This is a genomic window from Lacinutrix neustonica, from assembly GCF_026625145.1.
Classification (GTDB): Bacteria; Bacteroidota; Bacteroidia; order Flavobacteriales; family Flavobacteriaceae; genus Lacinutrix; species Lacinutrix neustonica.
This window is the reverse complement of record NZ_CP113088.1, coordinates 3,444,601-3,471,524: the sequence shown is the minus strand read 5'-3', so window position 1 is coordinate 3,471,524 and position 26,924 is coordinate 3,444,601. Positions and strand designations below refer to the sequence as shown.

24 protein-coding genes and 11 pseudogenes are annotated in these 26,924 nt (G+C 34.3%); 25 read left to right on the top strand and 10 right to left on the bottom strand.

Annotation, left to right across the window (positions count from 1 at the left end; translation table 11 throughout):
- The first annotated feature begins 2 nt into the window (after window positions 1–2).
- From N7U66_RS18805 to N7U66_RS18795, 3 genes are all read left to right on the top strand, one after another.
- Window positions 3–617: a DUF6973 domain-containing protein gene (locus N7U66_RS18805; protein ID WP_267676482.1), complete on the top strand. Its 615-nt coding sequence runs from the start codon at window positions 3–5 to the stop codon at window positions 615–617.
- Window positions 618–627: 10 nt separating this feature from the next.
- Window positions 628–1,086: a hypothetical protein gene (locus N7U66_RS18800; RefSeq protein WP_267676481.1), complete on the top strand. Its 459-nt coding sequence runs from the start codon at window positions 628–630 to the stop codon at window positions 1,084–1,086.
- Between the two features lie 244 nt (window positions 1,087–1,330).
- Window positions 1,331–1,795: a hypothetical protein gene (locus N7U66_RS18795; protein WP_267676480.1), complete on the top strand. Its 465-nt coding sequence runs from the start codon at window positions 1,331–1,333 to the stop codon at window positions 1,793–1,795.
- Window positions 1,796–1,988: 193 nt separating this feature from the next.
- Here N7U66_RS18795 and N7U66_RS18790 read toward each other — a convergent pair whose 3' ends face one another.
- From N7U66_RS18790 to ruvX, 3 genes and pseudogenes are all read right to left on the bottom strand, one after another.
- A complete protein-coding gene (locus tag N7U66_RS18790; protein WP_267676479.1) occupies window positions 1,989–2,408 on the bottom strand; it encodes a DUF5606 family protein in 420 nt (139 codons plus the stop codon).
- A gap of 59 nt (window positions 2,409–2,467) precedes the next feature.
- Window positions 2,468–3,059, bottom strand: a pseudogene (gene def, locus N7U66_RS18785) (peptide deformylase).
- 15 nt (window positions 3,060–3,074) lie between these two features.
- Window positions 3,075–3,485, bottom strand: a pseudogene (gene ruvX, locus N7U66_RS18780) (Holliday junction resolvase RuvX).
- Between the two features lie 263 nt (window positions 3,486–3,748).
- Here ruvX and N7U66_RS18775 point away from each other — a divergent pair.
- The 6 genes and pseudogenes from N7U66_RS18775 (at window position 3,749) to N7U66_RS22290 (ending at window position 7,457) form a co-directional block, all read left to right on the top strand.
- Window positions 3,749–4,565: pseudogene (locus N7U66_RS18775) on the top strand (2,3,4,5-tetrahydropyridine-2,6-dicarboxylate N-succinyltransferase).
- A gap of 6 nt (window positions 4,566–4,571) precedes the next feature.
- Entirely contained in the window at window positions 4,572–5,180 is a 609-nt protein-coding gene (locus tag N7U66_RS18770; protein ID WP_267676478.1) for a glycosyltransferase family 9 protein, read from the top strand.
- Window positions 5,165–5,566 carry a glycosyltransferase family 9 protein gene (locus tag N7U66_RS18765; RefSeq protein WP_267676477.1) on the top strand — a complete coding sequence of 134 codons (402 nt, stop codon included), beginning with the start codon at window positions 5,165–5,167 and terminating at the stop codon, window positions 5,564–5,566. Before N7U66_RS18770 ends, N7U66_RS18765 begins: the two co-directional genes overlap by 16 nt.
- Before the next feature lie 58 nt (window positions 5,567–5,624).
- The gene (locus N7U66_RS18760) at window positions 5,625–6,710 is read left to right on the top strand and encodes a CDP-glycerol glycerophosphotransferase family protein (protein ID WP_267676476.1); all 1,086 of its coding nucleotides are present in this window, start codon (window positions 5,625–5,627) and stop codon (window positions 6,708–6,710) included.
- The gene (locus N7U66_RS22295) at window positions 6,703–6,969 is read left to right on the top strand and encodes a glycosyltransferase (RefSeq protein ID WP_313791309.1); all 267 of its coding nucleotides are present in this window, start codon (window positions 6,703–6,705) and stop codon (window positions 6,967–6,969) included. Before N7U66_RS18760 ends, N7U66_RS22295 begins: the two co-directional genes overlap by 8 nt.
- A gap of 77 nt (window positions 6,970–7,046) precedes the next feature.
- A complete protein-coding gene (locus N7U66_RS22290) occupies window positions 7,047–7,457 on the top strand; it encodes a glycosyltransferase family protein (RefSeq protein ID WP_313791308.1) in 411 nt (136 codons plus the stop codon).
- Here the strand turns inward: N7U66_RS22290 and N7U66_RS18750 are convergent.
- The 3 genes and pseudogenes from N7U66_RS18750 to N7U66_RS18740 all read right to left on the bottom strand — a co-directional run bounded on the left by N7U66_RS18750 (window position 7,454) and on the right by N7U66_RS18740 (window position 9,054).
- Window positions 7,454–8,218 (bottom strand): lipopolysaccharide kinase InaA family protein, encoded by a 765-nt coding sequence (locus N7U66_RS18750; protein ID WP_267676475.1) that lies wholly within the window; start codon window positions 8,216–8,218, stop codon window positions 7,454–7,456. The genes N7U66_RS22290 and N7U66_RS18750 overlap by 4 nt on opposite strands.
- A gap of 59 nt (window positions 8,219–8,277) precedes the next feature.
- Window positions 8,278–8,828 (bottom strand): annotated as a pseudogene (locus N7U66_RS18745) (DUF5672 family protein).
- Between the two features lie 67 nt (window positions 8,829–8,895).
- On the bottom strand, window positions 8,896–9,054 hold the full coding sequence (locus N7U66_RS18740; RefSeq protein ID WP_267676473.1) for a hypothetical protein: 159 nt from the start codon (window positions 9,052–9,054) through the stop codon (window positions 8,896–8,898).
- A gap of 77 nt (window positions 9,055–9,131) precedes the next feature.
- On the opposite strand from N7U66_RS18740, the gene N7U66_RS18735 reads away from it, so the two are divergent.
- Together N7U66_RS18735 and N7U66_RS18730 are read left to right on the top strand one after the other, a co-directional pair.
- On the top strand, window positions 9,132–9,794 hold the full coding sequence (locus N7U66_RS18735; RefSeq protein ID WP_267676472.1) for a hypothetical protein: 663 nt from the start codon (window positions 9,132–9,134) through the stop codon (window positions 9,792–9,794).
- Window positions 9,795–10,001: 207 nt separating this feature from the next.
- Entirely contained in the window at window positions 10,002–10,712 is a 711-nt protein-coding gene (locus N7U66_RS18730) for a glycosyltransferase family 2 protein (protein WP_267676471.1), read from the top strand.
- A 277-nt stretch (window positions 10,713–10,989) separates the two neighbouring features.
- Here the strand turns inward: N7U66_RS18730 and N7U66_RS18725 are convergent, their stop codons facing one another.
- The 3 genes from N7U66_RS18725 to N7U66_RS18715 are packed head-to-tail and all read right to left on the bottom strand — an operon-like array spanning window position 10,990 to window position 13,621.
- A complete protein-coding gene (locus N7U66_RS18725) occupies window positions 10,990–11,907 on the bottom strand; it encodes a glycosyltransferase family 2 protein (protein WP_267676470.1) in 918 nt (305 codons plus the stop codon).
- Entirely contained in the window at window positions 11,908–12,549 is a 642-nt protein-coding gene (locus N7U66_RS18720; RefSeq protein WP_267676469.1) for a PglD-related sugar-binding protein, read from the bottom strand.
- The gene (locus tag N7U66_RS18715; protein ID WP_267676468.1) at window positions 12,542–13,621 is read right to left on the bottom strand and encodes a DegT/DnrJ/EryC1/StrS family aminotransferase; all 1,080 of its coding nucleotides are present in this window, start codon (window positions 13,619–13,621) and stop codon (window positions 12,542–12,544) included. Before N7U66_RS18715 ends, N7U66_RS18720 begins: the two co-directional genes overlap by 8 nt.
- Window positions 13,622–13,940: 319 nt before the next feature.
- Here N7U66_RS18715 and N7U66_RS18710 point away from each other — a divergent pair, with 319 nt between their 5' ends.
- From N7U66_RS18710 to N7U66_RS18690, 5 genes and pseudogenes are all read left to right on the top strand, one after another.
- Window positions 13,941–14,501, top strand: coding sequence for an L-threonylcarbamoyladenylate synthase (locus N7U66_RS18710; RefSeq protein WP_267676467.1), 561 nt, complete (start codon window positions 13,941–13,943; stop codon window positions 14,499–14,501).
- Between the two features lie 81 nt (window positions 14,502–14,582).
- Window positions 14,583–16,021 (top strand): annotated as a pseudogene (locus N7U66_RS18705) (CCA tRNA nucleotidyltransferase).
- On the top strand, window positions 16,005–16,469 hold the full coding sequence (locus tag N7U66_RS18700; RefSeq protein WP_267676466.1) for a GNAT family N-acetyltransferase: 465 nt from the start codon (window positions 16,005–16,007) through the stop codon (window positions 16,467–16,469). The pseudogene N7U66_RS18705 and the gene N7U66_RS18700 overlap by 17 nt, the downstream one beginning before the upstream one ends.
- A pseudogene (locus tag N7U66_RS18695) lies at window positions 16,453–17,528 on the top strand (COX15/CtaA family protein). The gene N7U66_RS18700 and the pseudogene N7U66_RS18695 overlap by 17 nt, the downstream one beginning before the upstream one ends.
- The gene (locus N7U66_RS18690) at window positions 17,525–18,037 is read left to right on the top strand and encodes an IS1096 element passenger TnpR family protein (RefSeq protein ID WP_267676465.1); all 513 of its coding nucleotides are present in this window, start codon (window positions 17,525–17,527) and stop codon (window positions 18,035–18,037) included. Before N7U66_RS18695 ends, N7U66_RS18690 begins: the two are co-directional and overlap by 4 nt.
- An 81-nt stretch (window positions 18,038–18,118) precedes the next feature.
- Here the strand turns inward: N7U66_RS18690 and N7U66_RS18685 are convergent.
- Window positions 18,119–19,176, bottom strand: a pseudogene (locus N7U66_RS18685) (hypothetical protein).
- A 100-nt stretch (window positions 19,177–19,276) separates the two neighbouring features.
- Between N7U66_RS18685 and N7U66_RS18680 the strand changes: the two are divergent.
- The 9 genes and pseudogenes from N7U66_RS18680 to N7U66_RS22720 form a co-directional block, all read left to right on the top strand.
- A complete protein-coding gene (locus N7U66_RS18680; protein ID WP_267676464.1) occupies window positions 19,277–20,170 on the top strand; it encodes an ABC transporter ATP-binding protein in 894 nt (297 codons plus the stop codon).
- A 55-nt stretch (window positions 20,171–20,225) separates the two neighbouring features.
- Window positions 20,226–21,060: pseudogene (locus N7U66_RS18675) on the top strand (ABC transporter permease).
- 94 nt (window positions 21,061–21,154) lie between these two features.
- On the top strand, window positions 21,155–21,835 hold the full coding sequence (locus tag N7U66_RS18670; RefSeq protein WP_267676463.1) for a hypothetical protein: 681 nt from the start codon (window positions 21,155–21,157) through the stop codon (window positions 21,833–21,835).
- Window positions 21,836–21,854: 19 nt separating this feature from the next.
- On the top strand, window positions 21,855–23,753 hold the full coding sequence (locus N7U66_RS18665; protein WP_267676462.1) for a hypothetical protein: 1,899 nt from the start codon (window positions 21,855–21,857) through the stop codon (window positions 23,751–23,753).
- A pseudogene (locus tag N7U66_RS18660) lies at window positions 23,710–24,469 on the top strand (T9SS type B sorting domain-containing protein). The gene N7U66_RS18665 and the pseudogene N7U66_RS18660 overlap by 44 nt, the downstream one beginning before the upstream one ends.
- 24 nt (window positions 24,470–24,493) lie before the next feature.
- Window positions 24,494–25,729: a hypothetical protein gene (locus N7U66_RS18655; RefSeq protein WP_267676460.1), complete on the top strand. Its 1,236-nt coding sequence runs from the start codon at window positions 24,494–24,496 to the stop codon at window positions 25,727–25,729.
- A 106-nt stretch (window positions 25,730–25,835) separates the two neighbouring features.
- Complete coding sequence (locus tag N7U66_RS18650; RefSeq protein WP_267676459.1) at window positions 25,836–26,396, top strand: hypothetical protein; 561 nt, start codon at window positions 25,836–25,838, stop codon at window positions 26,394–26,396.
- A 277-nt stretch (window positions 26,397–26,673) separates the two neighbouring features.
- Window positions 26,674–26,784 (top strand): annotated as a pseudogene (locus tag N7U66_RS22725) (hypothetical protein); the annotation flags it as partial.
- A pseudogene (locus N7U66_RS22720) lies at window positions 26,771–26,875 on the top strand (T9SS type B sorting domain-containing protein); the annotation flags it as partial. The pseudogenes N7U66_RS22725 and N7U66_RS22720, both read left to right, overlap by 14 nt.
- Window positions 26,876–26,924: the final 49 nt, after the last annotated feature.

Sequence of the window (26,924 nt, the reverse complement as noted above, 5' to 3'; positions counted from 1 at the left end):
AATTGAGTAGTTCACTTTCTGAATATTCTGAAGAGGCTGTTGATTTGATTGTGAATGCAATTGATAATTTGATTAATTTTACTGAAACAGATTATCCTATTAATATGAATGGATATCCTTTTGAATGGTGGTTAGATAATGATTTTATTTTAAATTCCGGTAATTTTGATATGCCATCTGATAATCCTCTTGAAGTTGACGAAAGCCCTAATGCGAAAGAGGTTGCCCTATTTTCTATTTTCCCATTAGAGGCAGCAATTCATATAGACAATTCTTATGATGCCTTAAGTAAAGCTGAGGCTCTAGTTTTAAGTGGACAATTAACAGGAATCACAGACGTTAAAGCTGATGCTTTTCGACACGCTTTTTGGAATGCACTAGGTTCTGCAGCTTTCAGTGTACATATAATGAAATTATTTGCTGATGCTCATGAATTGGGAGAATCTGGATTAGCTGCAGATATGGACTTTCATAATAATGATAAAGGAAGGGCAATTGGTATTAATTACAATGCTTTTACAGGTAACCTTATTATTGTAAATCATGTGCTTCAAGATTTGTATAATGGTAATTTAAAATATATTTTAAATGGGAATCTAGTATTTACTAATCAATAAAATGATAATTATGAATGATTTAATTATAGCAATATTGCCAGTTTTATTAGTAATATTTATTCTATTTATATTGGGTATAGTAATACTTGGTAAATTTCGGCTTTTTAAAGAAAAAAGACCTCTAAAAATAGTAACTAGTATTATTTTATCGATATTTATTTATTTTTTAATATCGACAGTTTATTTATCTTTTTTAACGAAGCAACCAGAGGTTGAATTTAATGAAAAAATTTGGATCGAAAAACCGGAAGAAAGATACAAAATGATAGATGATTTACTAGATTCAGATTATTTAAGAGGAAAACAAAAAAACAATATCAAAGATGTATTTGGTGAACCTAAAATTAAGAAAGAAGAAAATTGGACTTATGAATTGATAGGTCGTACATGGGGTGATTTCAAAGTTTTTGAGCTTAATCTTCAATTTGAAAACAATATTGTAAATCATTTTAGTTTTAAAGAAAAATAAGAATATCGATGATGTCTTTTTAGATAAATCATGGCGTAATATCATAAAAATAACAATTTATAATTATCATAATTCTAAGTTTAATATCTAAAAAGTATATTGGTGTTTTGTTACTTCTAAAATTTTAAAAACAAAAACTCTCACAATCATATATGATTCGAATTTAGTGTGTTTATCTCCTTTAGGACCAAATGGTTAGATTTCACCAAATACACAGATAATACATACTAATTAATAAAATTATATGAAATTACTTTTTTTTTCTATCCTTTTTACATTATTATGTAATTCATGCCAAGCTCAACGAGACTTTAATAAAGAGTTATGGTCTGAAAATAGTGAGCTTATAAAAGAGGGAAACACTAGACTAGAGATGGTTAATGATTTAATGCAAAACTATTTAAAAATAGGTATGGATAAAAAACAGGTTATTAATCTTTTAGGAGAACCAAATTCTGATACCATAGGAGTTATTTTGCCTAAAGGAAAAAGCCTGCCTGATTCTTTAAAAATTAATTATAATATAAAGCAAGCTGATTCTGCAAGATTAAAAATTACACAAAAAATAAATGAATGGTACAATAAAAATTACCAACCAGCGAAACTAATGTCATATAATTTGGGTTGGACATTGGTAGATCCAATTTTTCTTAAAATTCACATCAATGAGGAAAATAAAGTGATTGGTTTTTGGACAAAAGAATATTGATTTATAATTAAAAATAAGTCATTTAAAAATTGTATTGTAAGTTTCCTGTATTAATTAAAAGAAAGAGCTCTATTTTTTGAATTAACTTCATTAAATAGAATACATGCACTAAAACAAAAATTAAAATCTATGGTTGATTCAAACAAAAAAATCCAGCAACTCTGCTGGATTTTTTAATCTATATAAAGAAAAACTATTCTTCTTCCTCTTGAGACGCTTTTGGCGCTTCAAAGTCCATCAAATCATTTTTTTGAAGCATATTATACCACTGCACGACCTTTTTTATATCACTAGCATATACGCGATCCTCATCATAATCCGGCAATACTTCAAAGAAATACTCTTCTAGTTTGTCTTTACTATCTTTATGGCTAATCGCTGTTGGCGCACCATTTTCTTTCGCTTTAATTTTCTTTAACACCTCACGTAAAGGCACTTCTGCGGTTAACGTATAAATAGCTATTTCACTTAAAACGCTAACGTTTTGTTGAATCCCAACAGTGATTTTACGATTATCAATTAACGATTCGGCTACAAAGCCACCACGCGTTTGTGTCACTAATTTATACAATCCCGGTTTTCCTGAAATTGCCAATATTTTATCTAATGCCATGCTTCTATTTTTTTCAATGGAGCGCAAATATCTTGTACGCTTTTTTGTTTTGCAAGTTTTTAACGCTTCTTTTTCATATTAGGAAATCGCATGCGGTAATCCACACTAATTTTACCTTTAGAAATGTTAGTTAGTTTACTTTTAATTAAACGTTTTTTCAATGCCGACAGTTTATCGGTAAACAACACACCTTCAACATGGTCATACTCGTGTTGAAACACACGTGCGGCCGCACTCACTTAAAGCTAACGTATGTTTTTTAAAATCTTCATCTAAATATTCAATTTTAATATTAGGTTTTCTAAACACATCTTCCCGAACATCTGGAATGCTTAAACAGCCTTCATTAAACGCCCACTCATCGCCAGTCTCTTCCAAAATTACAGGATTAATAAAAGTGTGTTTAAAGGTTTCTAAAAACGCTCTTTCTTCATCATCTAAGACATCGTCTTCTGCAAAAGGAGAGGCATCTATTAAAAACATACGTATGGGCAGACCTACTTGTGGCGCCGCCAATCCAACACCAAAAGCGTTGTGCATGGTCTCCTTCATATTTGAAATAAGTGTTTTTAAATCAGGATACTCAGCGGTTATTTCTTTTGCTTTTACTTTTAAAACGGGATCGCCATAGGCTACAATTGGTAATATCATTCTTTCTGTATTATACTATTTATTATACAAATAACTTTGTAAAATTATGGTGGCGCTTATTTCATCTACAAGCGCCTTATTTTGACGTTGTTTTTTATTAAGCCCACTATCAATCATGGTTTGTACTGCCATTTTTGAGGTAAACCGCTCATCGACACGTTTTACCGGTATTTCTCGGAAAAAAAGTACGTAACCGACTTATAAATGGCGCTATTAACGCTTCGCTCTCACTGGCTTCATTATTCATTTGCTTGGGTTCACCAACCAAAAATAATGCTACTTGCTCTTTTTTTGTATAGGCTTTTAAAAAATCTAATAGTTCTTTAGTGGCAACAGTAGTAAGTCCGAAGCAATAATTTGCATATCGTCTGTGACCGCCAATCCGGTTCTTACTTTACCATAATCTATTGCAAGAATTTGAGCCATTATTATTTTTTGTGCAAATTTAAGGTTTATATCTTAATACTATAAATTATTGTGTCCTATTTAAATTGAATTTATATTTGCGTGAAGGATGGAAGCGGCATCCTTTTTTACATGCGTTTCCTTTTTTTACTCATGCCTTATAAATAAGCAAACGCATGTAAAAAAGATATAGCAGACAGCCTGACCTTTAGGGCACGCCAAAGCAACTGAGATACTAAATGTGATACTCCCAGCTTCACGGGACGAACAAAATAAATTTTATAATGAAAGAATTACAACTGACTATAGAGAATGCTTGGAACGATCGCGCATTACTAACCGAAGAAACCACACAAACGGCTATTAGAAAAGTAGTGGATCTATTAGATGAAGGCAAACTTCGTGTTGCCGAGCCAACAAGCCATGGGTGGCAAGTAAACGAATGGGTGAAAAAAGCGGTGGTCTTATACTTCCCCATTCAAAAGATGGAAACTATTGAAGTGGGTGTTTTTGAATTTCATGATAAAATTCCGTTAAAAACAGGCTATGCAGCAAAAGGCATTCGCGTAGTGCCTCATGCCGTTGCGCGCCATGGGGCCTATATTAGTGCGGGGACCATTTTAATGCCCAGTTATATAAATATTGGGGCATATGTAGACGAAGGGACTATGGTCGACACTTGGGCTACGGTAGGCAGTTGTGCACAAATAGGTAAAAACGTACACTTATCTCGGCGGCGTTGGTATTGGTGGTGTTTTAGAACCTCTACAAGCGGCACCAGTAATTATTGAGGACGGAGCCTTTATTGGTTCTCGCTGTATTGTTGTGGAAGGTGTACACGTAGAAAAAGAAGCTGTTCCGGGCGCTAATGTGGTGTTAACCATGAGTACTAAAATTATCGATGTTACCGGACCGGAACCTATTGAAATGAGAGGCCGTGTTCCGGAACGTTCGGTAGTGATTCCTGGTAGTTATACAAAAGCGTTTCCTGCTGGAGACTACAATGTGCCCTGTGCCCTAATTATAGGGAAACGTAAAGAAAGCACAAATAAAAAAACCTCTTTAAATGATGCGCTTCGTGAGCATAATGTAGCGGTATAAGACCAAATGAAAATATTAATAATACAACAAAAAATGATTGGAGACGTACTAACGTCCAGTATATTATTTGAAGCATTACGCGCAAAATATCCAAATGCTACCTTGTATTTTTTAATCAATTCACATACCTATCCGGTGGTTGAAAATCATCCGTTTATAGATGAATATATTTTATACACCAAGCAAATAGAAGCCTCAAAAATTAAATTTATAAGGTTTGTAAAACAAATTAGAGCGGTGAATTATGATGCCATTATTGACGTCTACGGTTCCACCACGACAGCTTTAATTTGTTTGTTTGGCAAGAGTAAAATGAAAGTGGCTTACCATAAAAATTATACGGCTTTTGTGTACTCTCACACAATAAAACGTCTTAAAAAACCTTTACATAACTCCAGCTTAGCAATAGAGAACAGATTAAAATTATTAGAACCTCTAGGGGTGGAATTTAAACCCTATACCCCAAAAATATATTTAACAGAGCAAGAAATCACCAATGCTAAACAGTTTTTGTCTGATGCTAATATTAATTTGAATGCTGATTTATTTATGATAGGCGTTACGGGAGTAGTCTTGAAAAAACCTACCCTTTTAAATATATGGCGGCGCTATTAGATAACATTATAACTCATAATCCTAAGGCACAATTATTATTTAACTATATTCCTGCACAAGAAGAAGACGCTAGAGCCATTTTAAATTTATGTCGTTCGAAGACTAAGAAAAACATTTTCTTTAATGTTTTTGGTTCCAGTTTAAGAGACTTTTTGGCCCTTACCTATCATTGCCATGCATTTATAGGTAACGAAGGTGGTGCTAACAATATGGCAAAGGCCTTGGGAGTCCCAACCTTTACCATTTTCTCTCCATATTTAAATAAAGCGAATTGGTTTGGTAATGATGAATCGATAAGACATGTAGCGATCCATTTAGCCGATTATATCACCGTATCAGAAAAGATGAGAATAGAGGCCAAGGAAAATCCGAACCTTTCTATTTAAAACTCAAGCCCAAGTATTTAAAACCTCAACTGATTGCCTTTCTAAATAGCTTATCGTAATGAATTACAAATTTCTTATTTACATATCATACAGTTACTCGGTGCCTATTGGGCTACCACTAGAAGCTGAAATATTAAAGAGAGGGTATACCGTACACTGGTTTAGCGATGAAGCGGATGGAAAAAAAGCATTAATTAAAAAAGAAAACGTGCTACCCACCATTCACGACGTTCTGAACTATAAACCTGACATCGTTTTAACGGCCACAGATGATGTTCCTGATTTTATAACAGGGGTTAAAGCTCAGGTTTTTCATGGTTTTTTAGCTCAAAAAAGACCGGAAAATAAAAATGATTTTTCGCATTTTAGAATACGCGGATTTTTTGACTTGTATTGTACTCAAGGCCCAAGCACTACAACAGGGTTTCTAAAAAAACAAAAGAAAAAAAAGAGTTTTGAAGTGGTAGAAACAGGATGGAGCAAAGTAGACCCTTTATTTCCTTTAGAAAAGAAAAAACGAAGTACTATACCCACCATTCTAATCGCTTCCACCTTTACCAAACGCTTAAGTTTAGCCTTTAACCCAACAGTTTTTAACGAAATAAAACGACTAGCTCTTTTAGGGACTTACGATTTTAAGATGGTATTACATCCAAAATTGCCGGAAGACATAAAACAAAAATGGGAAAACTTAAATGGGGTGAATTTTGAGTATATTAATACAACCAATCTCGTGCCTTTGCTTAAAACTGCTGATGTCTTATTTGCCGACACCACGTCTGTTATACAAGAATTTTTACTTCAAAAAAAACCAGTGGTTACTTTTAATCATACCTTCCAACACAATTATTTAATTCATGTAAATGCTGCCAAAAATATCGAAGAAGCTCTCAATGAAGCTCTAAAATACCCGAAAACACTACTTGAAAACATAGACATCTTTATAGCTGAATTACACCCGTATTATGATGGTGCGTCCTCAAAAAGAGTCATTGATGCCACCATAGCATTTTTACATAAAGACAAAAGCTATTTAAAAAGCAAGCCTTTAAATTTAATTCGCAAATATAAAATGAGAAAACGTTTAAATTATTTTACTTTTAAAAGTTACCATAGGCCTTATACCCTTAAATTAGATGATTAAGCTTACCGCAATTATTCCTACTAAAAATGAAATTGACCACATCGCATCTGTTATCGCCTCAGTTGATTTTGCCGATGAAATATTGGTAATTGATAGTTTTAGTACGGATGGTACTTTTGAAAAAGCACAAAGCTTAGCTACTAAAGTCTTACAACGTGAATTTGATTTTTATGGTGTTCAAAAAAATTATGCTATTTCACAAGCAAAACATGAATGGATCCTTTTACTAGATGCCGATGAACGGGTGACTCGGACTTAAAAACCGAAATTCTTACTATTTTAAATAGCGAAAAAATACTTTACGATGCGTTTAGAATAAAACGTATTAATCATTTTATGGGGCAACGTGTTAATTACAGCGGGTGGCGAAATGACAGTGTGATTAGACTGTTTAAAAGAGATCTTTGTCTATATGACGATCGCCATGTTCATGAATCTCTTCACGTTAATGGTGTTACCTCTCAATTGAAACAGAGCCTATTACATTATTCGTATAGAAGTTTTGATAAGTACATGCAAAAAATGAATCACTATGCTAATTTACAAGCGAAAGATTATGACAATAAAACAGGGCCCTTAACGGCGTATCATTTTATTATTAAACCTTTTTGGGGCTTTTTTAAGCATTACATTGTACAAAGTGGTTTTCGTGATGGTGTTGTTGGTTTAACGATTGGCTATATACAAGGGTATGTGGTATTTATGCGTTATGTGAAACTCCGGTTACTGCGTAAAAATAGACGCTAATCATAATGCTTCCAAAACTTAAGCTTCCGCTTTAAACGTCTCCGTCTGTGATATGCTTCTTGAAATGCCTGAGTTTCCTGCCACATTAAGTTAAATACTTTTGTATAGGCTTCATTTATTAATTTAGCATATTCATCACTCATTACTGAAACCATATCTTTATGAATGGTCAGTTTAGCGAAATTTTTAATACGCTTTTCAAAGGTCATTTTTTCAAAATTCATACGATTTAAATCCACTAAAGAAAATTTATAATCCCCATTATTGAATTCAATGAGGGTATTTCCTGGTGAGTGATCAAGAAAATTAACCTGTTTTTCGTGCAACTGAAAGGTAAACCTAGTAAACGCTCTTAAAATCGCTTCATGATTAGGAACATTAAAATCTGTCGTTAACTCGCGAAACGTAATATCATAATCTAAATGTTCGCTTATATAGTAACTCTTGCCAAAAAGCAACCCCGCATTGATCTCATAAAAGGCGACTGGCTCTGGAGTATTGATTCCGAATGCTATTAATTTGTTGGCATAATCGAAGGAACGTTGTGCTTTGCTTTTTCTGAAGCATTTGTAAACAATTTTATTGATGACATTTGGCTTCTTAAAAGACTTGACGTTCAGCACCTTATCGCCTAATTGAAATAATCGCAAACTGTTTCTATCCTGATTTCCATAGGCCTTTCCTTCTGTCTCATAGTTTAATATAAGATGGTCTAACGTTTTAGAATGCCTTTGATAGGGTGGGTTGATGTCTTTACGCATGTTTTATAAGTTTGTCCAAATATTGACTATTTGGACCTTCAAAAAAATATTATTAATTCCTACCCCTGGTAATTCGTGATTAAAATGTCCTTCCAAAACGCTTTAACTTTAGGCTTATCAAAACCATGACATCCAAATGGTAGCTTATTCGCGTTTAGTTTTAATGCTAATTTTGGTTTTCTGTCGATTGCAAAACCCAACGCCTCTTGGTACTCGGAATTTTAAAGTCTGAGTAATGCTTTGGAACTATTATGGACCAAAAGACGTCTTCCATAATATAAAAATCATTTTTCTCTCGTTTTAAATTGGTCGCAATTTCGCTTTTCATTTCTTGAGCAATTTGATAACACTTCGCAATGTTACGTAAAGAAAACCCGCCATTACCAACTTTAAAAAATATTTTCTGACGTTCTCTTTTCCGTTTAGAATTGAAAATACTCAACATTTTTTTTAGCAAGGTATCTGGTGAAGCGATCCATGGTGCTCCAATATAATCATAGTCTTTTTCGCACCACTGAAGCAGTTCATTTTTAAAAACAAAGGCATCTAATTGATAAATGAGCAGATACTTGAAGTTTAAAAAGCGCTCATAAAAAGCATCAGATAACATCAAACTATTATATCCATAAACAGTTTCAAAATAATGCTTTGGAAAAACCTCACTCCTAATTTTACCATTAGCGTTCAATGGGGAAACATCCAGTTTTTCTCGGATGAACAAAAACGATATCAAAACCTCCTAATAGTTTTAAACATTGCCCTAACGACATTTGCTCTGTTAGCGATAGATTGACTTTATAAATGGGTATTATAATGGTAACCAACTTAATCTGCATACAATAGTTTTAATTGTTTTAACAACTCACAAATTGTAAATTTATTTATCTTCGTTGCACAAACAAAGACAAAGTTAATGAAAATAAATGTTGGTTTCTTAGTTGCTTACGATTACGAACTTTTAAAAATTTCTATCCCTTTAGTTTACAAACATGCCACAACAATTACATTAGCGATTGATAGTAGTAGACAAACCTGGTCCCGCAACACTTTTCAGATAAATGCGCTTTTTTTTGAATGGCTAAAAGCATACGATATTGATAATAAAATCGACATCTATGAAGATGATTTTTATGACGCTACTATTAATGCCATGCAAAATGAAACTAGAGAACGTAATATGCTCGCTAAACGCATGGGTGATGGCATTTGTATACAAATTGATGCCGATGAGTATTTTGTAGATTTTGAGGGTTTTACCAAATATTTAAAAAAGAACGACCATCTCCTTTCTAGAAAGAAACCCATTCAAATATGCGCCTTCATGATTGATGTTTACAAAATACTTGAAGATGGTATTTTATACTGTCCAACTTACACGAACTACTATTTAGGTAGCACGAAGGCTAATTATGTAAGAGGGCGGAAAAATAAAAATCAGCAAAAATGGTACGTTCCTTTTATATCCGTTCATCAATCTTGGGGTAGAGATGAAGAAGAACTAAAATTCAAATTGAACAATTGGGGGCACAAAGAAGATTTTGATGTAGATACCTTTTTTGAATTCCGAAATCTATAAATAAAGAAAATTATAAGGCACACAAAAACTTCCATCCCTTTGATAAAAACGAATGGCCAACATTAGAATATATTAAAGGAAAAGACTTTAATGAAATAGTCACTAATTTTAAAACCAAAAAGGTTTCCAAACCTTTTATTTTAGGGAAAAACATTTCTCAAGAAATAAAATTTCTACTCAAATAATTTTTATAAAACAAACAAAAACATGTCTGAAATCACTGTAATAATGCCGGTATATAATGGTGCTGAATTTCGCGAAGCGTCTATAGATAGTGTGCTAAATCAGACTTTTAAAAATTTCAAATTTTTAATTTTAAATGACAACTCAACAGATAAAACAGCAGACATTTTAGATGATTATCAAAAAAAAGATTCTAGAATACAAGTAATTCATAAAACAGAGAACAAGGGTCCTGCCCATTTGAGAAATGAAGGTATTGCTTTAGCAAAAACAGAATTCATAGCTTTGATTGATGCCGATGATATTGCCCTACCGTCTCGATTTGAGAAGCAGGTATCCTTTTTAATAAACAACCCTGATTACGGGGTTTGCGGCACTTGGTTTACTTTTTTTGGTGATAAGAAAAACAGAACCGTTAAGCACCAAGCTTCCCATGAAGGCTTAAAGGTGCAAATGCTTAAAAATTGCTGTATTGGTAATCCAACCGTCATGCTTCGGAAATCACACTTAGGTGACTTGCGTTTTGAAAATGAATACGTCCCAGCTGAAGATTATAGACTATGGAGTCAATTAATTGCCGTAACAAAATTTCATAACATACAGGAGTCATTACTACTTTACAGATGGCATCCTAATAACATTAGCCAGACTAAGATTGAGAACCTAAAAAAAGTTGAAGTTATCATTAAAGAACAGCAGCTTCAAAACTTAGGTATATCTCTCGGACCACCCTAATCTTAAGTTTTATTTAAACGCTGTTAATTTACATCGGCAACTTTCTAAAACTGCGATTATAAAAACGATTGAATCTTCAAAGGAATTGAAAGCCTTAAATTCTAAAACCAACTTCTATAACCCATCCATTTTTGAAGCTCACATTGATAAAATAATTGTTAGAACCATTAGAAATGCTAAAGCATATGATTATTCTTTTTACCAATATATAAAGAACGATTCTCGTTACTTTATTAAAATACCTACGATTGATAAGTTGGTATTATTTTTTAAATGTTTATTTTAAAAACTTATATTTAAAGAGTCTCTTATAATATTTAAATTTTGTTTTAAAAGAGGCTTGATTAAAATGGTTTGTCATAAATCGCACCTGAACTTGATCCATTTTTTCACCTGAATGTTTTGATTTTAATGATGAAAACGCAGCCCCATTAGCCAAAGATTTTAAAATTTTATTAATGTTTTTTGTCCTCGATTCTGCCACAATTGTGGTTACTTCTTGGAGATTTAAATAAGAAGAATAATGCTTAAAAAAATCAGATTGTAAAGAATACGCGCCACCTTCATGAATTCTGTATACGGCAGAAATAAAATTCATAAAAACACCTTTACCTTTCTGTAACAACATGACATAAAGCGAATTATCCTTCGAGTGCTTGAGTGTTTTATATAATTCTATATTTAGTGCCTGCTTTTTAAAAACCGCTGTTAAAGTATAAGTAGAGTACGGTGTAAATAAATTATTAAAATCGATAGTTACAATATCTGTCGTATAGGTGAAATCATTTTTTGAAAGGCCTTCTCTTTTTAGAATCTCAAAATTAGTCCAGGATACGGTGTATTCAGGATTAGCTTCTAAAAAATCGACTTGCTTTTGTAATTTTAAAGGATCAACCCAATAATCATCTCCTTCGCATAATGCGATGTATTTACCTTGTGCTTTAGGAAAGCAGAAATGTGCCCAAGGTTTAATATTTTGTGAGTATTGATTTTCCTGTTGCAAAATTAATTTGACCCTCGAATCCTTCTCAGCATAGACTTTAAGCAAATCTTGTGTGCCATCGGTTGAAGCGTCATCATGGATTATAATTTCTATTGGAAAATTAGTTTCCTGTAATAAAAAACCATCTAATGTCTGCTTAACAAATTTAACATGATTATATGTTGTACAACAAATACTTAATAATGGTTTCATTTAATTTATTTCTTTTATTTTTCTAGCTGGATTACCTACAAGTAAACAATTATTTGGAAACGATTTTGTAACATTTGCTTTACCCCCAACAACACAGTCATCGCCTACAGATAATCGCAATGGTAAAACAAGAGCATTCATACCTAATAACACGCGCTTCCCTATAGTACAATAAGATCCTACCATTGCAATGGAAGACATATAACAGGCGTCTCCTAACGTTGCATGGTGCGCGACTAAACTATTAAAATCTACCACACAATCATTACCTAATGTGCTCCCGGTACTTATCTTTGCTTGTTGGTGAATAAAACAACCTTGACCCAAAGTTGCTGATGCGCTCACTATTGCTCTCGGGTGGATCAGGTTTGGGGTTACACCTCCTAAACCTCTTATTTTTTCAGCTATTTCATTGCGCAATCTATTTTCACCCATTGTGACTGCAAATAGCTTTCCTGCTAGGTTGCTTTTATACAAATCTTCGGTACTGCCAAGAATGGTAATACCCAAAACCTCTTCCCCAATGCGATCTTTATTATAATGGTATAACCCTTTAATATTATAACCACAATCGATGGCTAATTCAATAATAACTTCGGTATAATTACCTACTCCAATTAAATTGATGTCGTTTTTATTCATTAGAAATACAATTACGTATTAAATTGCTTATTAATAAAACCTGCGCTTCTGCAAGATCAAAATATAGAGGTAAGCATAAAACTCTACTAGAAATAGATTCTGAAACAGGCATAACGTCACCATTAATATACGCTATAGTATTTAATGAAGGGTTGAAGTATTGCCTAGGATAAATATGATTATTATTTAATAGATTTACAACGTCTTGTAATTGCTTTTCAGTCTTGAAAACAACCGGTATATACGAATAATTATAGTCACAATTACTTTCTATTTTTTGAAATTGCACGCTCCCTTTCAATTCCTTTTGATACCGTTTGTAAAGGCTTTCTCGTCTCTCAAAAATAGCCTCTAAATAAGGAAAAACAGCTAAACCCATAGCAGCTTGCAACTCGCTAATTTTAGCGTTTATTCCCAAACCATGAAAATCTAAGGCCCCTTTGTGACCAAAATTATGATGATAGTATAATTTATTATACAACTCTTTATCCTTTGTAAACAAGGCACCACCCTCTCCTGTATGAAATATTTTAGTCGCGTGAAAACTACACGTACTTACATCTCCATACTCGAAAATGGATTGGTTATTATAGCTCACCCCAAAAGAATGTGCAGCGTCGTAAATGACTTTTAAATTGTGTTTTTTTGCGATTTTAGCTATGGCATCAATTTTACAAGGATTTCCAAAAACATGTGTTGCTAATATTGCAGAGGTTTTAGGGGTAATGGCGCGTTCTATTTTTAATGGATCTATATTAAAAGTCTCTTCATCAATATCAACAAAAACAGGATGACAACCTTCCCATATAATACTAGAAGTAGTCGCTATATAACTAAAAGGTGTCGTGATTATCTCTCCTTTTAACTCAAGACATTTAATGGCTATTTGAAGTGGTAATGTTCCATTCGTTGTGGCTAGGATATTAGAAATATGGTACTTGTTTTTTATCTTATCCTCTAATTCTAAAACAAGCTCTCCTCTATTAGTCAACCATTTTTTTTCCCAAGCCCTTTTTAAAATGGCATTATATTCTTCTATAGGAGGTAAAAAAGTTTGAGTTACATTAATCATATAAACAATTTTGACTTCTTTTCTAGTCGTTTAAGCCGCTAATTTATAGCTTTAATATTGATTCTATTAACTTAAAATTACTAATATATTGTATCAAACTTAGAATACGTTTCAAGAAGTATAGAAAAATAAATAAAAGAAGTACTCGGGCAAGTCTTAATAGGCCTGAAAAATTAGTTTTTATGGTATATAATAAATCCGGTTTTGAGTATTTCCACCTTAATCCCATTGATGCGATTAAAAAGATTTACAGTAAAATATAATTGCTTCCTTTCTTAACGCCGAAAATTCAATTAATTTTGCAGAAGAATAAAAAGCAATGCGAGAAGAAATAGAAAAAGCACTGGACGTTTTAAAAAGAGGCGGCCTTATTTTGTACCCCACAGATACCGTTTGGGGTATTGGTTGTGATGCTGCTAATGCCGCAGCGGTGCAAAAAATATATACCTTAAAAAAACGCGACGACTCAAAAGCACTTATTTGCTTGGTCAACAATTATGGTATGCTGGAAAAGCATGTGGACAATGTACCCAAAATGGCCTATACTATTTTGGATATCGCCGTTAACCCTACTACCATTATTTACGATGCCCCCGCTGGAATCGCTGAAAATTTAGTAGCCAATGATAACACACTAGCGATCCGTATTGTAGACCATGAATTCTGTAAAAAACTCATTAGATATCTAGGGAGACCTCTTGTGTCTACCTCAGCCAATTTTGCGGGAAAACCTACACCAAAATCCTTTAAAGAAATAGATGAGGCAATTTTAAAAGGTGTGGATTATGTCGTAAATTTGCAAAAAGAAACCATCGCTAAGAACCCATCTACCATAATTAAATTAGGGAGTGATGGGGGAGTGAAAATTATTCGCGAATAATATTTAAATTCCAAAATAAAAATTCCAAAACCCCAATGGGAACGATATGGAATTTGGGATTTAGAAATTGGAATTTGATACATGAATTACAAAGAAGCCCTTCAGCATACTATTTTTAAAATCATTTCAAAATCTGCAAAAGAATTAGGCGTAGACGCTTATGTCATTGGTGGCTTTGTGCGTGATTACCTGTTAAAAAGAGGCGATGCCAAAGATATCGATGTCGTTGCCATTGGAAATGGTATTGCCTTAGCCAAACAGGTCGCTAACAACTTACCAAACAAACCAAAGGTTCAGGTTTTTAAAACCTACGGAACGGCCATGCTGAGATATGATGATATCGAGATAGAATTTGTTGGCGCGCGAAAAGAATCATACAACGAAAATAGTCGTAACCCCGTGGTTGAAAACGGCTCCTTACAAGATGACCAAAACCGACGTGATTTTAGTATTAATGCACTGGCTTTAGATTTATCTGAAGCGCATTATGGCGAATTGCTAGATCCTTTTAATGGTGTTCAGGATTTAAAAAACAAAATCATTCGTACACCTTTAGATCCTAATATTACCTATAGTGATGATCCTTTACGCATGATGCGTGCCATTCGTTTTGCTACCCAATTAGGCTTTACTATAGAGAAAGCATCGCTAGAGGCGATTGCACAAAATAATCATCGCATTAAAATCATTACCAATGAGCGCATTGTTGTTGAACTGAACAAAATTCTAGAAAGCAATATCCCTTCCGTTGGGTTTTTATTATTAGAAAACACAGGATTACTACAATACATTTTACCTGAATTGACCGCTTTAAAAGGGATCGATGAAGTAGAAGGACAAAAGCATAAAGACAATTTTTACCACACACTAGAGGTCGTAGATAACATTTCCAAACATACCGATGATGTCCGGCTACGTTGGGCTGCCCTACTCCATGATATTGGTAAAGCACCGACTAAAAAATTTAGCAAAAAAGTAGGCTGGACCTTTCATGCCCATGAGTTTGAGGGCTCTAAAATGGTCTATCACTTATTTAAGCGTTTAAAAATGCCCCTGAATGAGAAAATGAAGTTTGTACAAAAACTAGTCTTTATGAGTTCACGACCTATTGTTCTCGGCTCAAGATATTGTTACCGATTCGGCTGTTCGCCGTTTAGTCTTCGATGCGGGAGAATATGTGGATGATTTAATGACGCTTTGCGAAGCAGATATCACCACTAAAAACCCAAAAAAATTCAATAAATACCATGACAATTTTAAAATTGTTAGAGAAAAAATTATTGAAGTTGAAGAAAAGGATCACGTTCGTAATTTTCAACCACCAGTATCTCGGAGAAGAGATTATGGAGACCTTTAATTTAAAACCTTCCAAAGAAATAGGGATTATTAAAGAAGCGATTAAAGAAGCCATTTTAGAAGGTGAAATACCCAATGAACATGAAGCCGCCTTTAATTTAATGTTAAAAAAAGGAAAAACTTTAGGCTTAAAAACGAAGGTTAACGATGCTGAAAATAGTTAGAACAGACGCTAATAATCCAGATTTTATTGCCTTGATCACATCGCTTGACAACTATTTAAAAATCACCGATGGTGACGAGCATGCCTTCTATAATCAATTCAATGCTATAGCGGTTATAAAACATGTTGTTGTTGGCTATTTAAATGGTATCCCAGTGGCTTGCGGCGCCTTTAAATCTTCTAATACCACTACTATAGAAATCAAACGTATGTTTACTAAACCAGACGTTAGAGGCAAAGGAATTGCTAGCGGTATTTTAACAGCCTTAGAAATTTGGGCCAAAGAATTGGGCTACACCTCTGCTATTTTAGAAACAGGTACACGACAGGTGGAAGCCGTTTCGTTTTATAAAAAATGCGGGTATCGTGTTATTGCTAACTACGGACAATATAAAAATATGGAGCATAGCGTTTGCTATAAAAAAGAAATAGATGAAAAAACACTTTAGAACCCTCGCCAAAATAGCGCTTGTTTTAGTTTATTTAGTGATTATCGCTGGTGCCGTCGTGCGCATGACAGGATCAGGAATGGGCTGTCCAGACTGGCCAAAATGTTTCGGATATTATATTCCACCCACACAGGCTTCAGACTTAGAATTTAAGCCCAATCACAACTACAAGAAAGGGATCGTTATTATAAAAGAAGAAGGACTGCTTGTTGCTAAAAATGAATTCACCTCTTCTCATGCGCTTAACATAAACAACTGGAAACCTTATACCGAACACGATTACGCCACCTTTAACGCGACGCATACTTGGGTAGAATACATCAATCGCTTATTTGGTGCTTTATCCGGAATTCCCATTCTAATTTTTACGATTATTTCCTTTTGGTTCGGCGAAAAAACAAGTGGATAACTATCCTGTCCATTTTAACACTTTTCGGCATGGCTTTTCAAGCTTGGTTAGGAAAAACAGTGGTAGACTCCAACCTATCGCCTTATAAAATTACCATTCATATGGTTATGGCCTTGGTGATCGTGGCATTTATTTTATATATTATATTTGCGTCTAAAATCAGCTTTAAAGCGCATATTCCTGACGCCACATTTAAAAAGATGCTCTTGTTTGCAATTTTTCTTACGCTCATTCAAGTCGTTTTAGGCACACAAGTTAGGGAGCACGTGGATGAACAAGTGAAAGCGGTAGGCTATGTGAAATCACTTTGGCTACAAAACCCAACGCTCCATTTTTATGTGCACCGTACGTTTTCAATTTTTGTTTTTGGTTTAAATGGTTGGCTTTTATTTAGAAACAGAACATTACAACTAGGCTATAGAAAGATGGATTTGGTTATGCTTTGTATTGTTTTTGAAATATTAACTGGTATTGCCATGTATTATTTCGATTTTCCATTTTTATCGCAAACCTTACATTTAGTTATTGCCACGATACTCTTCGGTATTCAATTTTATGTATATTTAGAAAACCGAAAAGATTTTATTCATAATCATGCAAACAACTCAGAAGAGATTGTATCTTCGCCAACCAAAAAAATAGGTTTATGATTTATAGATTTAGAGTCATTCTTGACAATGATACCGAAGAGGATGTGTTTCGCGATTTAGAAATTAGAGAAAGCGACACGATGGAGGATCTACACAACATTATCACGCAATCTTTTGGTTTTGATGGGACTGAAATGGCCTCTTTTTATTTAAGTAATGACACATGGGATCAAGGTGAAGAAATTTCATTGTTTGATATGAGTGATGGCTTAAATGAGGTCCGATTAATGAATGAAACAGCATTAAGTGATACGGTACATGAAGCACAAACCAAACTCATATATGTTTACGACTTTTTTAGTATGTGGACCTTTTATGTAGAACTTGCCGAAATTGTTGAAGAACTGGAAGGTTTGGACTATCCTAATTTAATGTTTGTCAAGGGACAAGTACCTGACAGTGCTCCCGAAAAAGTATTTGAGGCTGAAACGGATGAGGAGAGTGAATTTGATGACGATTACAACATTGATGATTATGAAGATCTAGACTTTGAAGAACATTGGAATTAAAACCAATAATGGTAATTATATTCGGCCGTTCGTTTAAAATATGAGTAATAAAAAAAGCATTTCTAAGAAATGCTTTTTTTATTAAAAGCCTTTAGTATTCACATCCTCATAATTTCGCTTCACATAATCTAAAGCATTTTTTAATATTTCGCCCATATTTTTACTGCGTTTAAATTTCAAATCCAGTGTATACTCATAGATTTTAGATTTTAATAACTTGATATGTTCGGTTGGGAAATGGTATCATGAATCATACAGTTTAATAATTCTGAAATACGGTCATGATAGCTAATCATTCGCTTCGCAATAATAGAGCGTTCCTCCACTTTATATTGATCGATGGATTCTTTTTGAAATTTCTTAGCCACTAAATTAACCATCGTTGCATTTTCCTTAAAGAATTGAGGCCTGTACACATTAAACTTCCCTTCGTAAGATTGTTGATCAAAATCTATCGCTCTAATTTTAAAGACCACATGATCAAAATCGTGTGTCGGAACAATAACATAATTATAGCTTCGCATGTCACCCAAAAGTCGAATCATACACCGCTCATTGAACTTCACAAATTCTTTAGCTATCTGTGATTTTTCAGAATCTGAACAATCATCGAGCATATTTTCAATAAACTCATCCCCTGGAATTCCGGCAATATGCTCCTCTATTAACGTATCCTTATAGACCATAAAGTTTAAGTTATAGGGCGATAGCATATGCTCTAGTTCTAATCCATAGATTCTAGAAGCATCGGCTTTTTTTACATAAAAATAGGTGTAGTTGTCATTTAAAACATTTCTAACTTTTACGCGAAAGGGTTTTGAATTCCCAAACGTGCAGTAATCTACGGCATCAACATTTAAAAAAGGAATGATTTTCTCATTCCCATCAGAATGTAAATTATTATAGACCCTTTTTAAACTTAAGTCAATTTCTTCCCGTTCGTAATCATTATAGTATACCCGAATCCATAACGTATCGTTATCATCCTTATCGTAAACCGTCACAGAACCTTGAAACCGCAATAAGTCATCATATAATACTGATATTCTAGTGTTTCTATTGTACTCCGTTAGATATTTATGCAATCTCTCATTTACAGGATAAGAAGGTTTTTTCTTGGAAATTTTTAAATCTTTCATAACATGATATGTCATCCAAATTTAAAACTTTATTTTCACAGTGTAACAAAAAACGCTAGACATCGTCTTACTTTTAAACCAACCATAAATTCACAGACTATTGGAAACTATTCTCAAAATAAGTAATCTTACTAAAAAATTCGGCTATTTAACGGCTGTTGATGATTTATCTTTTACCATAAACAAAGGCAACGTCTATGGCATTTTAGGTCCAAACGGTAGTGGCAAATCTACCACGCTGGGCATTGTTTTAAATGTAGTTAATAAAACGAGTGGTACGTTTAGCTGGTTCGACGGCACCGTTTCTACACATCATGCATTAAAGAAAGTGGGGGCCATAATTGAGCGTCCTAATTTCTACCCATATATGTCTGCTTACAAAAATCTAAAGCTGGTTTGTAAAATTAAAGACATTGATTATTCTAAAATTGAAGAAAAATTAGAAGTCGTAGGCTTACTAGAAAGAAAAGACAGTAAGTTCAGTACTTTTTCCCTAGGCATGAAGCAACGGTTGGCTATTGCCTCGGCATTATTAAATGATCCTGAAATATTAATTCTTGATGAGCCAACCAATGGTTTAGACCCACAAGGCATCCATAAAATACGAGACATTATAAGATACATCGCTAGCCAGGGCACTACTATTTTGTTAGCCTCTCACCTATTAGATGAAGTAGAAAAAGTGTGCAGTCATGTGGTTGTGCTTAGAAAAGGTAAAAAATTGTATTCAGGTCGGGTAGATGAAATGATTTCGAGTAATGGTTTTTTCGAACTCAAAAGCGATGACTCTAACGCATTAGTAGGCTTTTTAGAATCGCATGCTAATATTGAACGCATTACCAAAAATGGGGATTTAATAACGGCTTTTTTAAAGGCGCCTATTTCTGCTTCAGACTTTAATAAGCAGCTTTTCGACAAAGGCATTTCATTATCCCATTTAGTGATGCGAAAAGAAAGCTTGGAAGAGCAATTTCTTCAACTTACTGACAACTAAAACGCATCAATCCAAAAAAATAATCTGAGTCACCTCAGGACAAAATCAAACCATCATGTTAAGACTTTTAAATATAGAATTCATTAAATTATGGAATAATAAAGCCAGTAAAGTATTGATTCTTGCTTACTTTATTCTTTTAGCTTTTATTGCATTAATTGCAGCTATAAAATTTAATATTGGCCCCATAAAATTTCATCTAGCAGAATTAGGGATTTTCAATTTTCCATATATCTCGGCATTTCAATACCTACGTCGCCGCAGGTCTCAAATTTTTCCTGTCTATTGTCATTGTATCTATGGTTGCTAATGAATATAGTAACAAAACGATTAAACAAAATTTAATTGACGGTTTAAGTAAAAAAGAGTTTATTCTGTCTAAGGTATATATGGTTGTTGTGTTTTCGTTTATATCAACCCTTTTTATATTTGTATTATCGCTAATTTTAGGATTTGCTTTTTCAAGTTTTACTGAATCTTATATCGTTTTTTCAGATTTAGAATATCTGTTTGCCTTTTTTATAAAACTATTGGGGTTCTTTTCTTTTTGTTTATTTGCAGGCATGCTTATCAAACGATCCGCTTTTGCTTTAGGATTTTTATTGGTATGGTATATGTTTGAGGGCTTGATTCGAATTGTATTAAACGTGGTAGAAAGCACTAAAGAATATGCAGACACGATCACTCAATTCTTACCTTTAAATTCTATGTCTAATTTAATTAAACAACCATTTTCTAGACTTGGTGCCGTTAAGGAAGTAGCGAGTCAAGTTGGTGAACAATTTGATTTTGATTATGCCGTACATTGGTACGACGTTATCATTGTTTTGGCTTGGTCTTCATTGTTTATCTTTTTATCTTATAGGTTACTATTAAAACGGGATTTATAATAAAAAAGAACGCCACAAACACTTCAATACTTTTTTAACAGTTTTCCAATAATAAAGTTAGCAATTTATAATATCTTTGATAGCTATGCTATTAATGATTAAGAAAATACTGTTCCCGCTTTGTGTGATTTTTACAGTTGGAGTTAACGCTCAAAAAGAAGCTTCTAACTGGTATTTTGGCAGTAATGCCGGAGTCCATTTTGATACTGATGCCGGTACCGTTACTCCTTTAAGCAATGGGGCCTTATCGACCGAAGAAGGCTGTACAAGCATCTCTGATACTGATGGGAATTTATTGTTTTACACCGATGGTAGAACCGTTTATAACGCCAACCATAATGTGATGCTAAATGGGACTGGATTAAAAGGAGATGCCTCAAGTACACAGTCTGCTATAATTATCCCTAAACCAAATAACACTGACATTTATTATATTTTTACCGTAGATACTCCTGCTATAGATTTTATTGATACAGGGTTTAATTATTTTGAAGTTGATATGACTCTTGATGGAGGTTTAGGTGGCGTTATTGATAACACTGGAACACAATTACTCTCGAACACTTCTGAAAAGTTAAGTGCCGTTTTAAAAGATTGTGACTCTCAGGATATTTGGGTCATAACTTTTGCTGATATCAACGGTGGTGAAAGTAACAATTCTTTTTTTGCTTATAGGGTTACAGAGTTCGGTGTGAACCCAACACCAGTGATCTCTACCTTTAATCTTAATATTGCCGAAATTAGAGGCTATTTAAAATTCTCTCCTTCACGGTGAACAAATAGCATGTGCCAATGTGGGGCAAGGAGTATTACTTTTAGATTTTGATTTAGAGACTGGCATTGCCAGTAATTTGCAGAATATCACACCCAATGTAACTTCTCCTAGTGGCGCACCACAACAAGCCTATGGTGTGGAGTTTTCGCCTAATAATGAATTATTATATGTGTCTACCTATTTTACAACAGGCGGGAATAGCAACGATCCAAATAATCAATATGGCGCCCTTTTACAATTTAACTTGAAGGCCTCAAACATTGATGCTTCTGAGGTTGTTATCGATGAAAGACAAACCTATAGAGGGGGGTTGCAACTGGGTCCAGATGGCAAACTATACCGTGCCATGAGCGCTTCTTATAGCATTGGCTCTCCCTTTTTATCTGTTGTAAATGCGCCAAACAATATAGGCATCAATTGTGATTACCAACATAATGCCATTGCTTTAACTGGAGATAGTAGACAAGGACTTCCCCCTTTTATAACCTCCTTTTTTAGCGAAGACATAGATATCATTCAAAATGGTGCCAGTAGCACAACCCTCGCTTTATGTGCTGGTGATGTTTACACGCTAATGGCGGAGGATATTACTGATGCTGTTTACACCTGGTATGGAGATGGTGTTCTATTATCAGAATCTGATTTTGACTTAGAGGTAACATCCCCTGGTTTTTATGAAGTTTTTATTGAATTGAGTGGCGATGATTGTGGCACTTTAGAAGGCGAAGCTAATGTTATTTATTATGACATTCCTTTTGCCAACCAACCTAATGATGTAGAGGTTTGTGGTGATAGCGAAACCGTTACGTTTGATCTTACGTTACAAACAACAGCTATTATGGGAACGCAAAATCCAAGTCTGTTTGATGTTAATTACTATCTTTCTTTACAAGATGCTATGAATAATCAGAATGCGATTTCAGGAGGCTATCAAAATGTAAGTAATCCACAGACCATATACGCCGGAATTAATAATGTGAATAATACCGCTTGCTTTGACATCACCAGTTTTGAACTAGTCATTTTTATTAATCCCGTTATAAATAATGTCATCAGCATTAGTGAATGTGACTCTGATGCTAATCCTATGGATGGCTTTACTGCTTTAACGCTTTCCAATTATAATTCAGTCTTTTTGGGTACTCAAGATCCCTTGCAGTATACCGTGACCTACCATGATACAAGTACAAATGCCGAGTTGGGAACCAGTGCCCTTCCTGACAATTATACAAATCAAACCGCTTTTACTGATCCTATTTTTATTAGAATTGAGAATAATGCTAATACCGCTTGTTACGAGACAGAAAGTATCAACATTGTTATCAATCCAGTCCCCGACGTATTTAATTCAGAGATTTATCAATGTGATGACCAGGCGATGATTGATGGTTTTACAACCTTTAATTTAACTGAGGCGAATGCCACTTTAACAGGAAACGCCGCAAACAGGTCCACACAGTTTTTTTTAACTTTAAACGACGCGCAAAATAACACTAACGCCATTAATGGAAATGCATACAATAACCTATCAAATCCACAAACAGTGTTTGTGAGAGTGACTAATGATATTACAGGCTGTTTTAATTTTACATCACTGACCCTTGAGACAAGCAACACACAAATTAATGACTACATAGCTGCTCCCGTTTGTGATGAATTGGGTAGTGAAGACGGTAGAAACACTTTCAATCTAGATACTTATTCAAGTGATATCTTAAACGGATTACCCGACGGATTAACCATTGATTATTACGAAACCGCTAATGAAGCATTACTAGAAAATAATGCATTACCAACTATTTTTGAAAACACAACACCCTATTCTCAAACCATTTATGTCCGTGTTGAAAATGATAATGCCTGTTATGGCATAAATGAAGTGTTACTCACAATTCATCCGTTGCCCGAAATACCGTGAAAATGAGACCCGCTTCTATTGTCTAAACGAATTTCCACAAACCATAACAGTAGATAGCGGATTAAATGATACTAATTCGGGAAATTACAGTTTTGAATGGTCCACTTCTGAAAATACGGAAACTATTGAAGTAAACGCAGCAGGAACTTACACCGTTGTGGTAACGAACAACGGAACGGGTTGTGAGAAAACAAAAACGATAATCATTGAACCTTCAAATATTGCGACTATTGAAAACGTCGAAATCACAGATGGTAGTTTAAACAACAATCAAATCACGATATTAACAAGTGGTGAAGGGAATTATTTATATGCGCTAATTGATTCGGCGGGTATTCAAAGTGCTTTTCAAGAAAGTAATACATTTTCTCAACTTCAACCTGGTATCTATTCTATCTTAATTAGAGATATAAAAAACAATTGTGGCATTACCAATGATATGGTTTCCCTTATTGGCTTCCCTCTATATTTTACACCTAATAATGATGGGAAAAATGACACATGGCAAGTATACGGTGTATCCAAAAACTTCCAACCCAATTCCGAAATTTTAATTTTTGACCGTTATGGTAAATTAATAGCTCAAATACTGGCCTCTCGGTCTAGGTTGGGATGGGACATTCAATGGTAACCCAATGCCCACAAACGACTATTGGTTTACGATTAAACTACAAGATGGACGCTTGTACAGAAATCATTTCACTTTAAAACGCTAACAAAAACGGTTAATAAGATTTTATATGATAAAAAAAATAATCATAATTATATGCTTTTTACTAACAGCATTTGTTAACGCTCAAAATGAAACTGCAAATTGGTTTTTTGGTGAAAAAGCTGGATTAAATTTCAATAATGGTTTTGCAAGTGCTAACTTAGATGGTGAATTAGTAACGACTGAAGGTTGCTCGACGATTTCTAATAGACAAGGCGATTTACTATTTTATTCTGATGGCATAACCGTTTGGAACAAAAATCACGAAATCATGCAAAATGGTACTGGTCTTGCGGGTGATGATTCCAGCACACAATCGGCCATAATTATTCCCGACACCGGGAGCAACTCTGTGTATTATATTTTTACAGTCGATTCACGAGCCGGCCCCGATGGATTACGATATTCTCGAGTAGATATGAATTTGGACGCTGGACTTGGGGCAGTTACTACAGCTAAAAACGTACTATTAGTAACACCAACCACAGAAAAAATCACGGCGGTAGAAAGTTCAGATGGAGAAAGTATTTGGGTCATTAGTCATAAATGGGAAAGCAATGAATTTGTAGCTTACCTCGTTAGTGCTTCCGGTGTTAATCCCGTGCCAGTTGTTAGTGCTGTTGGTTCTGTGCATGGTGGAGACCTGAATAATTCAATAGGCTATTTAAAGGCCTCACCAGATCGGGAGAAAATTGCTAGTGTCAAATCATTCACCAATAATGAAACGCAGATTTTTGATTTTAATGCAGCCACTGGGGAGATTACGAACCCCATTACAATTTCTAATTATATTTCAGAAGATATAGGCCCGTATGGTTGTGAGTTCTCTCCGGACAGTAAATTACTCTATGTTTCTGAAATTATTAGAGATGCACCTGTAGCATTCTCAAAAATCCATCAATATGATTTAACACTAAATACACAACAACAAATACTTGATTCAGATATTATCGTTGGGCAGGAAGAAGGCCTTCTCGGAGCGATACAACAAGCCTTAGATGGGAAAATTTATATTGCTAAATTCAATTCGTCTCAAATTAGTATCATAAAAAAACCAAATGATTTGGGCCTCGATTGTGCTTACGGCGCAGAAGCGGTTAATCTTGGCAGTAGAATATCCCGATTAGGCTTACCCCCTTTTATTCAGTCGTATTTCTTTGCGACCAATATTTTTGAAAACACCTGTTTTGGTGATACCACTTCCTTTAACATTGAAACCTCATCAACCATAGATAGTATTCTCTCGGGATTTTGGAGACCCTAGTTCTGGTGTTAATAATACGTCTACAAGCACCAACCCAACTCATGTTTTTTCTTCAGCAGGTAATTATGATATTACAATAACTATTCAAACGGAAGGCGAAACACAATTGGTCTATAGAAATTTAACTATTGCTGACAAACCTGCTGTTTTAGATTTAGAACCTTTAGCGACGTGTGAAAGTTTTGACGGTGAAATAATATACAATTTAGTCAATGCTATACCACAAGCTATTCTCGATAGTACAGAATTGCTAATTTCATTTTATAACACTCTTGATGACGCTAATCTTAGAGAGAATACCATTGTTTCTCCTACAAATTACAATACGACGAGCTCTAATGAAACTATTTTTATCCGCTTAGATAATAGTAATGGAAACTGTTTTAGCGTGAGTGAATTAGAACTCACGATAATAGACCCTCCTGCCATTGATGAATTTGAAGAATATTTCTTTTGTAATAATGATGCTACTGCACAAATTACAATAGATGTTGGAAATTTACCACTTCCTTTAGATGATTATAATTTTTTATGGTTGGACTCGAATGAAACCACACCAGAAATTCAAGTCAATCAAGAAGGCACTTACTATGTTAGGGTGATTTTTGCAGCCTCTGTAACGCCTGAAAATCCGAAGGATGCTATACTGAAAGAATTGTCGAAGTAAACGCTTCGAGTATTCCAACAATAGTAAATATAGAAATTACAGATACAACAGCTGAAGTTTTTGTAACGGGACTTGGAGATTATGAATATACCATAGACGACCCAAATAACGCCTACCAAACTAGCAATATATTTACAAATAACACGGCAGGTACACATACGATGTATGTACGAGATATTAACGGCTGCGGTGTCTCTGAAGCAGAATTCTCTATAATTGATTTTCCGAGTTTTTTACTCCAAATGGAGACACCGTAAACGATTATTGGCAAGTATATGGGTTATCTAGAAACTTTCAAACTAGCGCTATCATTTATATTTACGACCGTTATGGCAAACTCATCACGCAACTAAAACCGAGATGGCCCTGGTTGGGATGGCACATTTAATGGCAAACCCCTACCTCAAAGTGACTATTGGTTTTCGGTAACGTTGGATGATGGTAGACAGTTTAAAGATCACTTTACCCTCAAACGATAGTCACAGCAATTTCTATAGGTGAGTAGTAATACTACTATTGCCTTTGCTT

Bases quoted from the DNA above. Each gene is read 5' to 3' on its own strand.
- N7U66_RS18800 (WP_267676481.1), top strand. From the start codon at position 628: ATGAATGATTTAATTATAGCAATATTGCCAGTTTTATTAGTAATATTT.
- N7U66_RS18795 (WP_267676480.1), top strand. From the start codon at position 1,331: ATGAAATTACTTTTTTTTTCTATCCTTTTTACATTATTATGTAATTCA.
- N7U66_RS18790 (WP_267676479.1), bottom strand. From the start codon at position 2,408: ATGGCATTAGATAAAATATTGGCAATTTCAGGAAAACCGGGATTGTAT.
- N7U66_RS18770 (WP_267676478.1), top strand. From the start codon at position 4,572: ATGAAAATATTAATAATACAACAAAAAATGATTGGAGACGTACTAACG.
- N7U66_RS18765 (WP_267676477.1), top strand. From the start codon at position 5,165: ATGGCGGCGCTATTAGATAACATTATAACTCATAATCCTAAGGCACAA.
- N7U66_RS18760 (WP_267676476.1), top strand. From the start codon at position 5,625: ATGAATTACAAATTTCTTATTTACATATCATACAGTTACTCGGTGCCT.
- N7U66_RS22295 (WP_313791309.1), top strand. From the start codon at position 6,703: ATGATTAAGCTTACCGCAATTATTCCTACTAAAAATGAAATTGACCAC.
- N7U66_RS22290 (WP_313791308.1), top strand. From the start codon at position 7,047: ATGGGGCAACGTGTTAATTACAGCGGGTGGCGAAATGACAGTGTGATT.
- N7U66_RS18750 (WP_267676475.1), bottom strand. From the start codon at position 8,218: ATGCGTAAAGACATCAACCCACCCTATCAAAGGCATTCTAAAACGTTA.
- N7U66_RS18740 (WP_267676473.1), bottom strand. From the start codon at position 9,054: ATGCAGATTAAGTTGGTTACCATTATAATACCCATTTATAAAGTCAAT.
- N7U66_RS18735 (WP_267676472.1), top strand. From the start codon at position 9,132: ATGAAAATAAATGTTGGTTTCTTAGTTGCTTACGATTACGAACTTTTA.
- N7U66_RS18730 (WP_267676471.1), top strand. From the start codon at position 10,002: ATGTCTGAAATCACTGTAATAATGCCGGTATATAATGGTGCTGAATTT.
- N7U66_RS18725 (WP_267676470.1), bottom strand. From the start codon at position 11,907: ATGAAACCATTATTAAGTATTTGTTGTACAACATATAATCATGTTAAA.
- N7U66_RS18720 (WP_267676469.1), bottom strand. From the start codon at position 12,549: ATGAATAAAAACGACATCAATTTAATTGGAGTAGGTAATTATACCGAA.
- N7U66_RS18715 (WP_267676468.1), bottom strand. From the start codon at position 13,621: ATGATTAATGTAACTCAAACTTTTTTACCTCCTATAGAAGAATATAAT.
- N7U66_RS18710 (WP_267676467.1), top strand. From the start codon at position 13,941: ATGCGAGAAGAAATAGAAAAAGCACTGGACGTTTTAAAAAGAGGCGGC.
- N7U66_RS18700 (WP_267676466.1), top strand. From the start codon at position 16,005: ATGCTGAAAATAGTTAGAACAGACGCTAATAATCCAGATTTTATTGCC.
- N7U66_RS18690 (WP_267676465.1), top strand. From the start codon at position 17,525: ATGATTTATAGATTTAGAGTCATTCTTGACAATGATACCGAAGAGGAT.
- N7U66_RS18670 (WP_267676463.1), top strand. From the start codon at position 21,155: ATGATTAAGAAAATACTGTTCCCGCTTTGTGTGATTTTTACAGTTGGA.
- N7U66_RS18655 (WP_267676460.1), top strand. From the start codon at position 24,494: ATGATAAAAAAAATAATCATAATTATATGCTTTTTACTAACAGCATTT.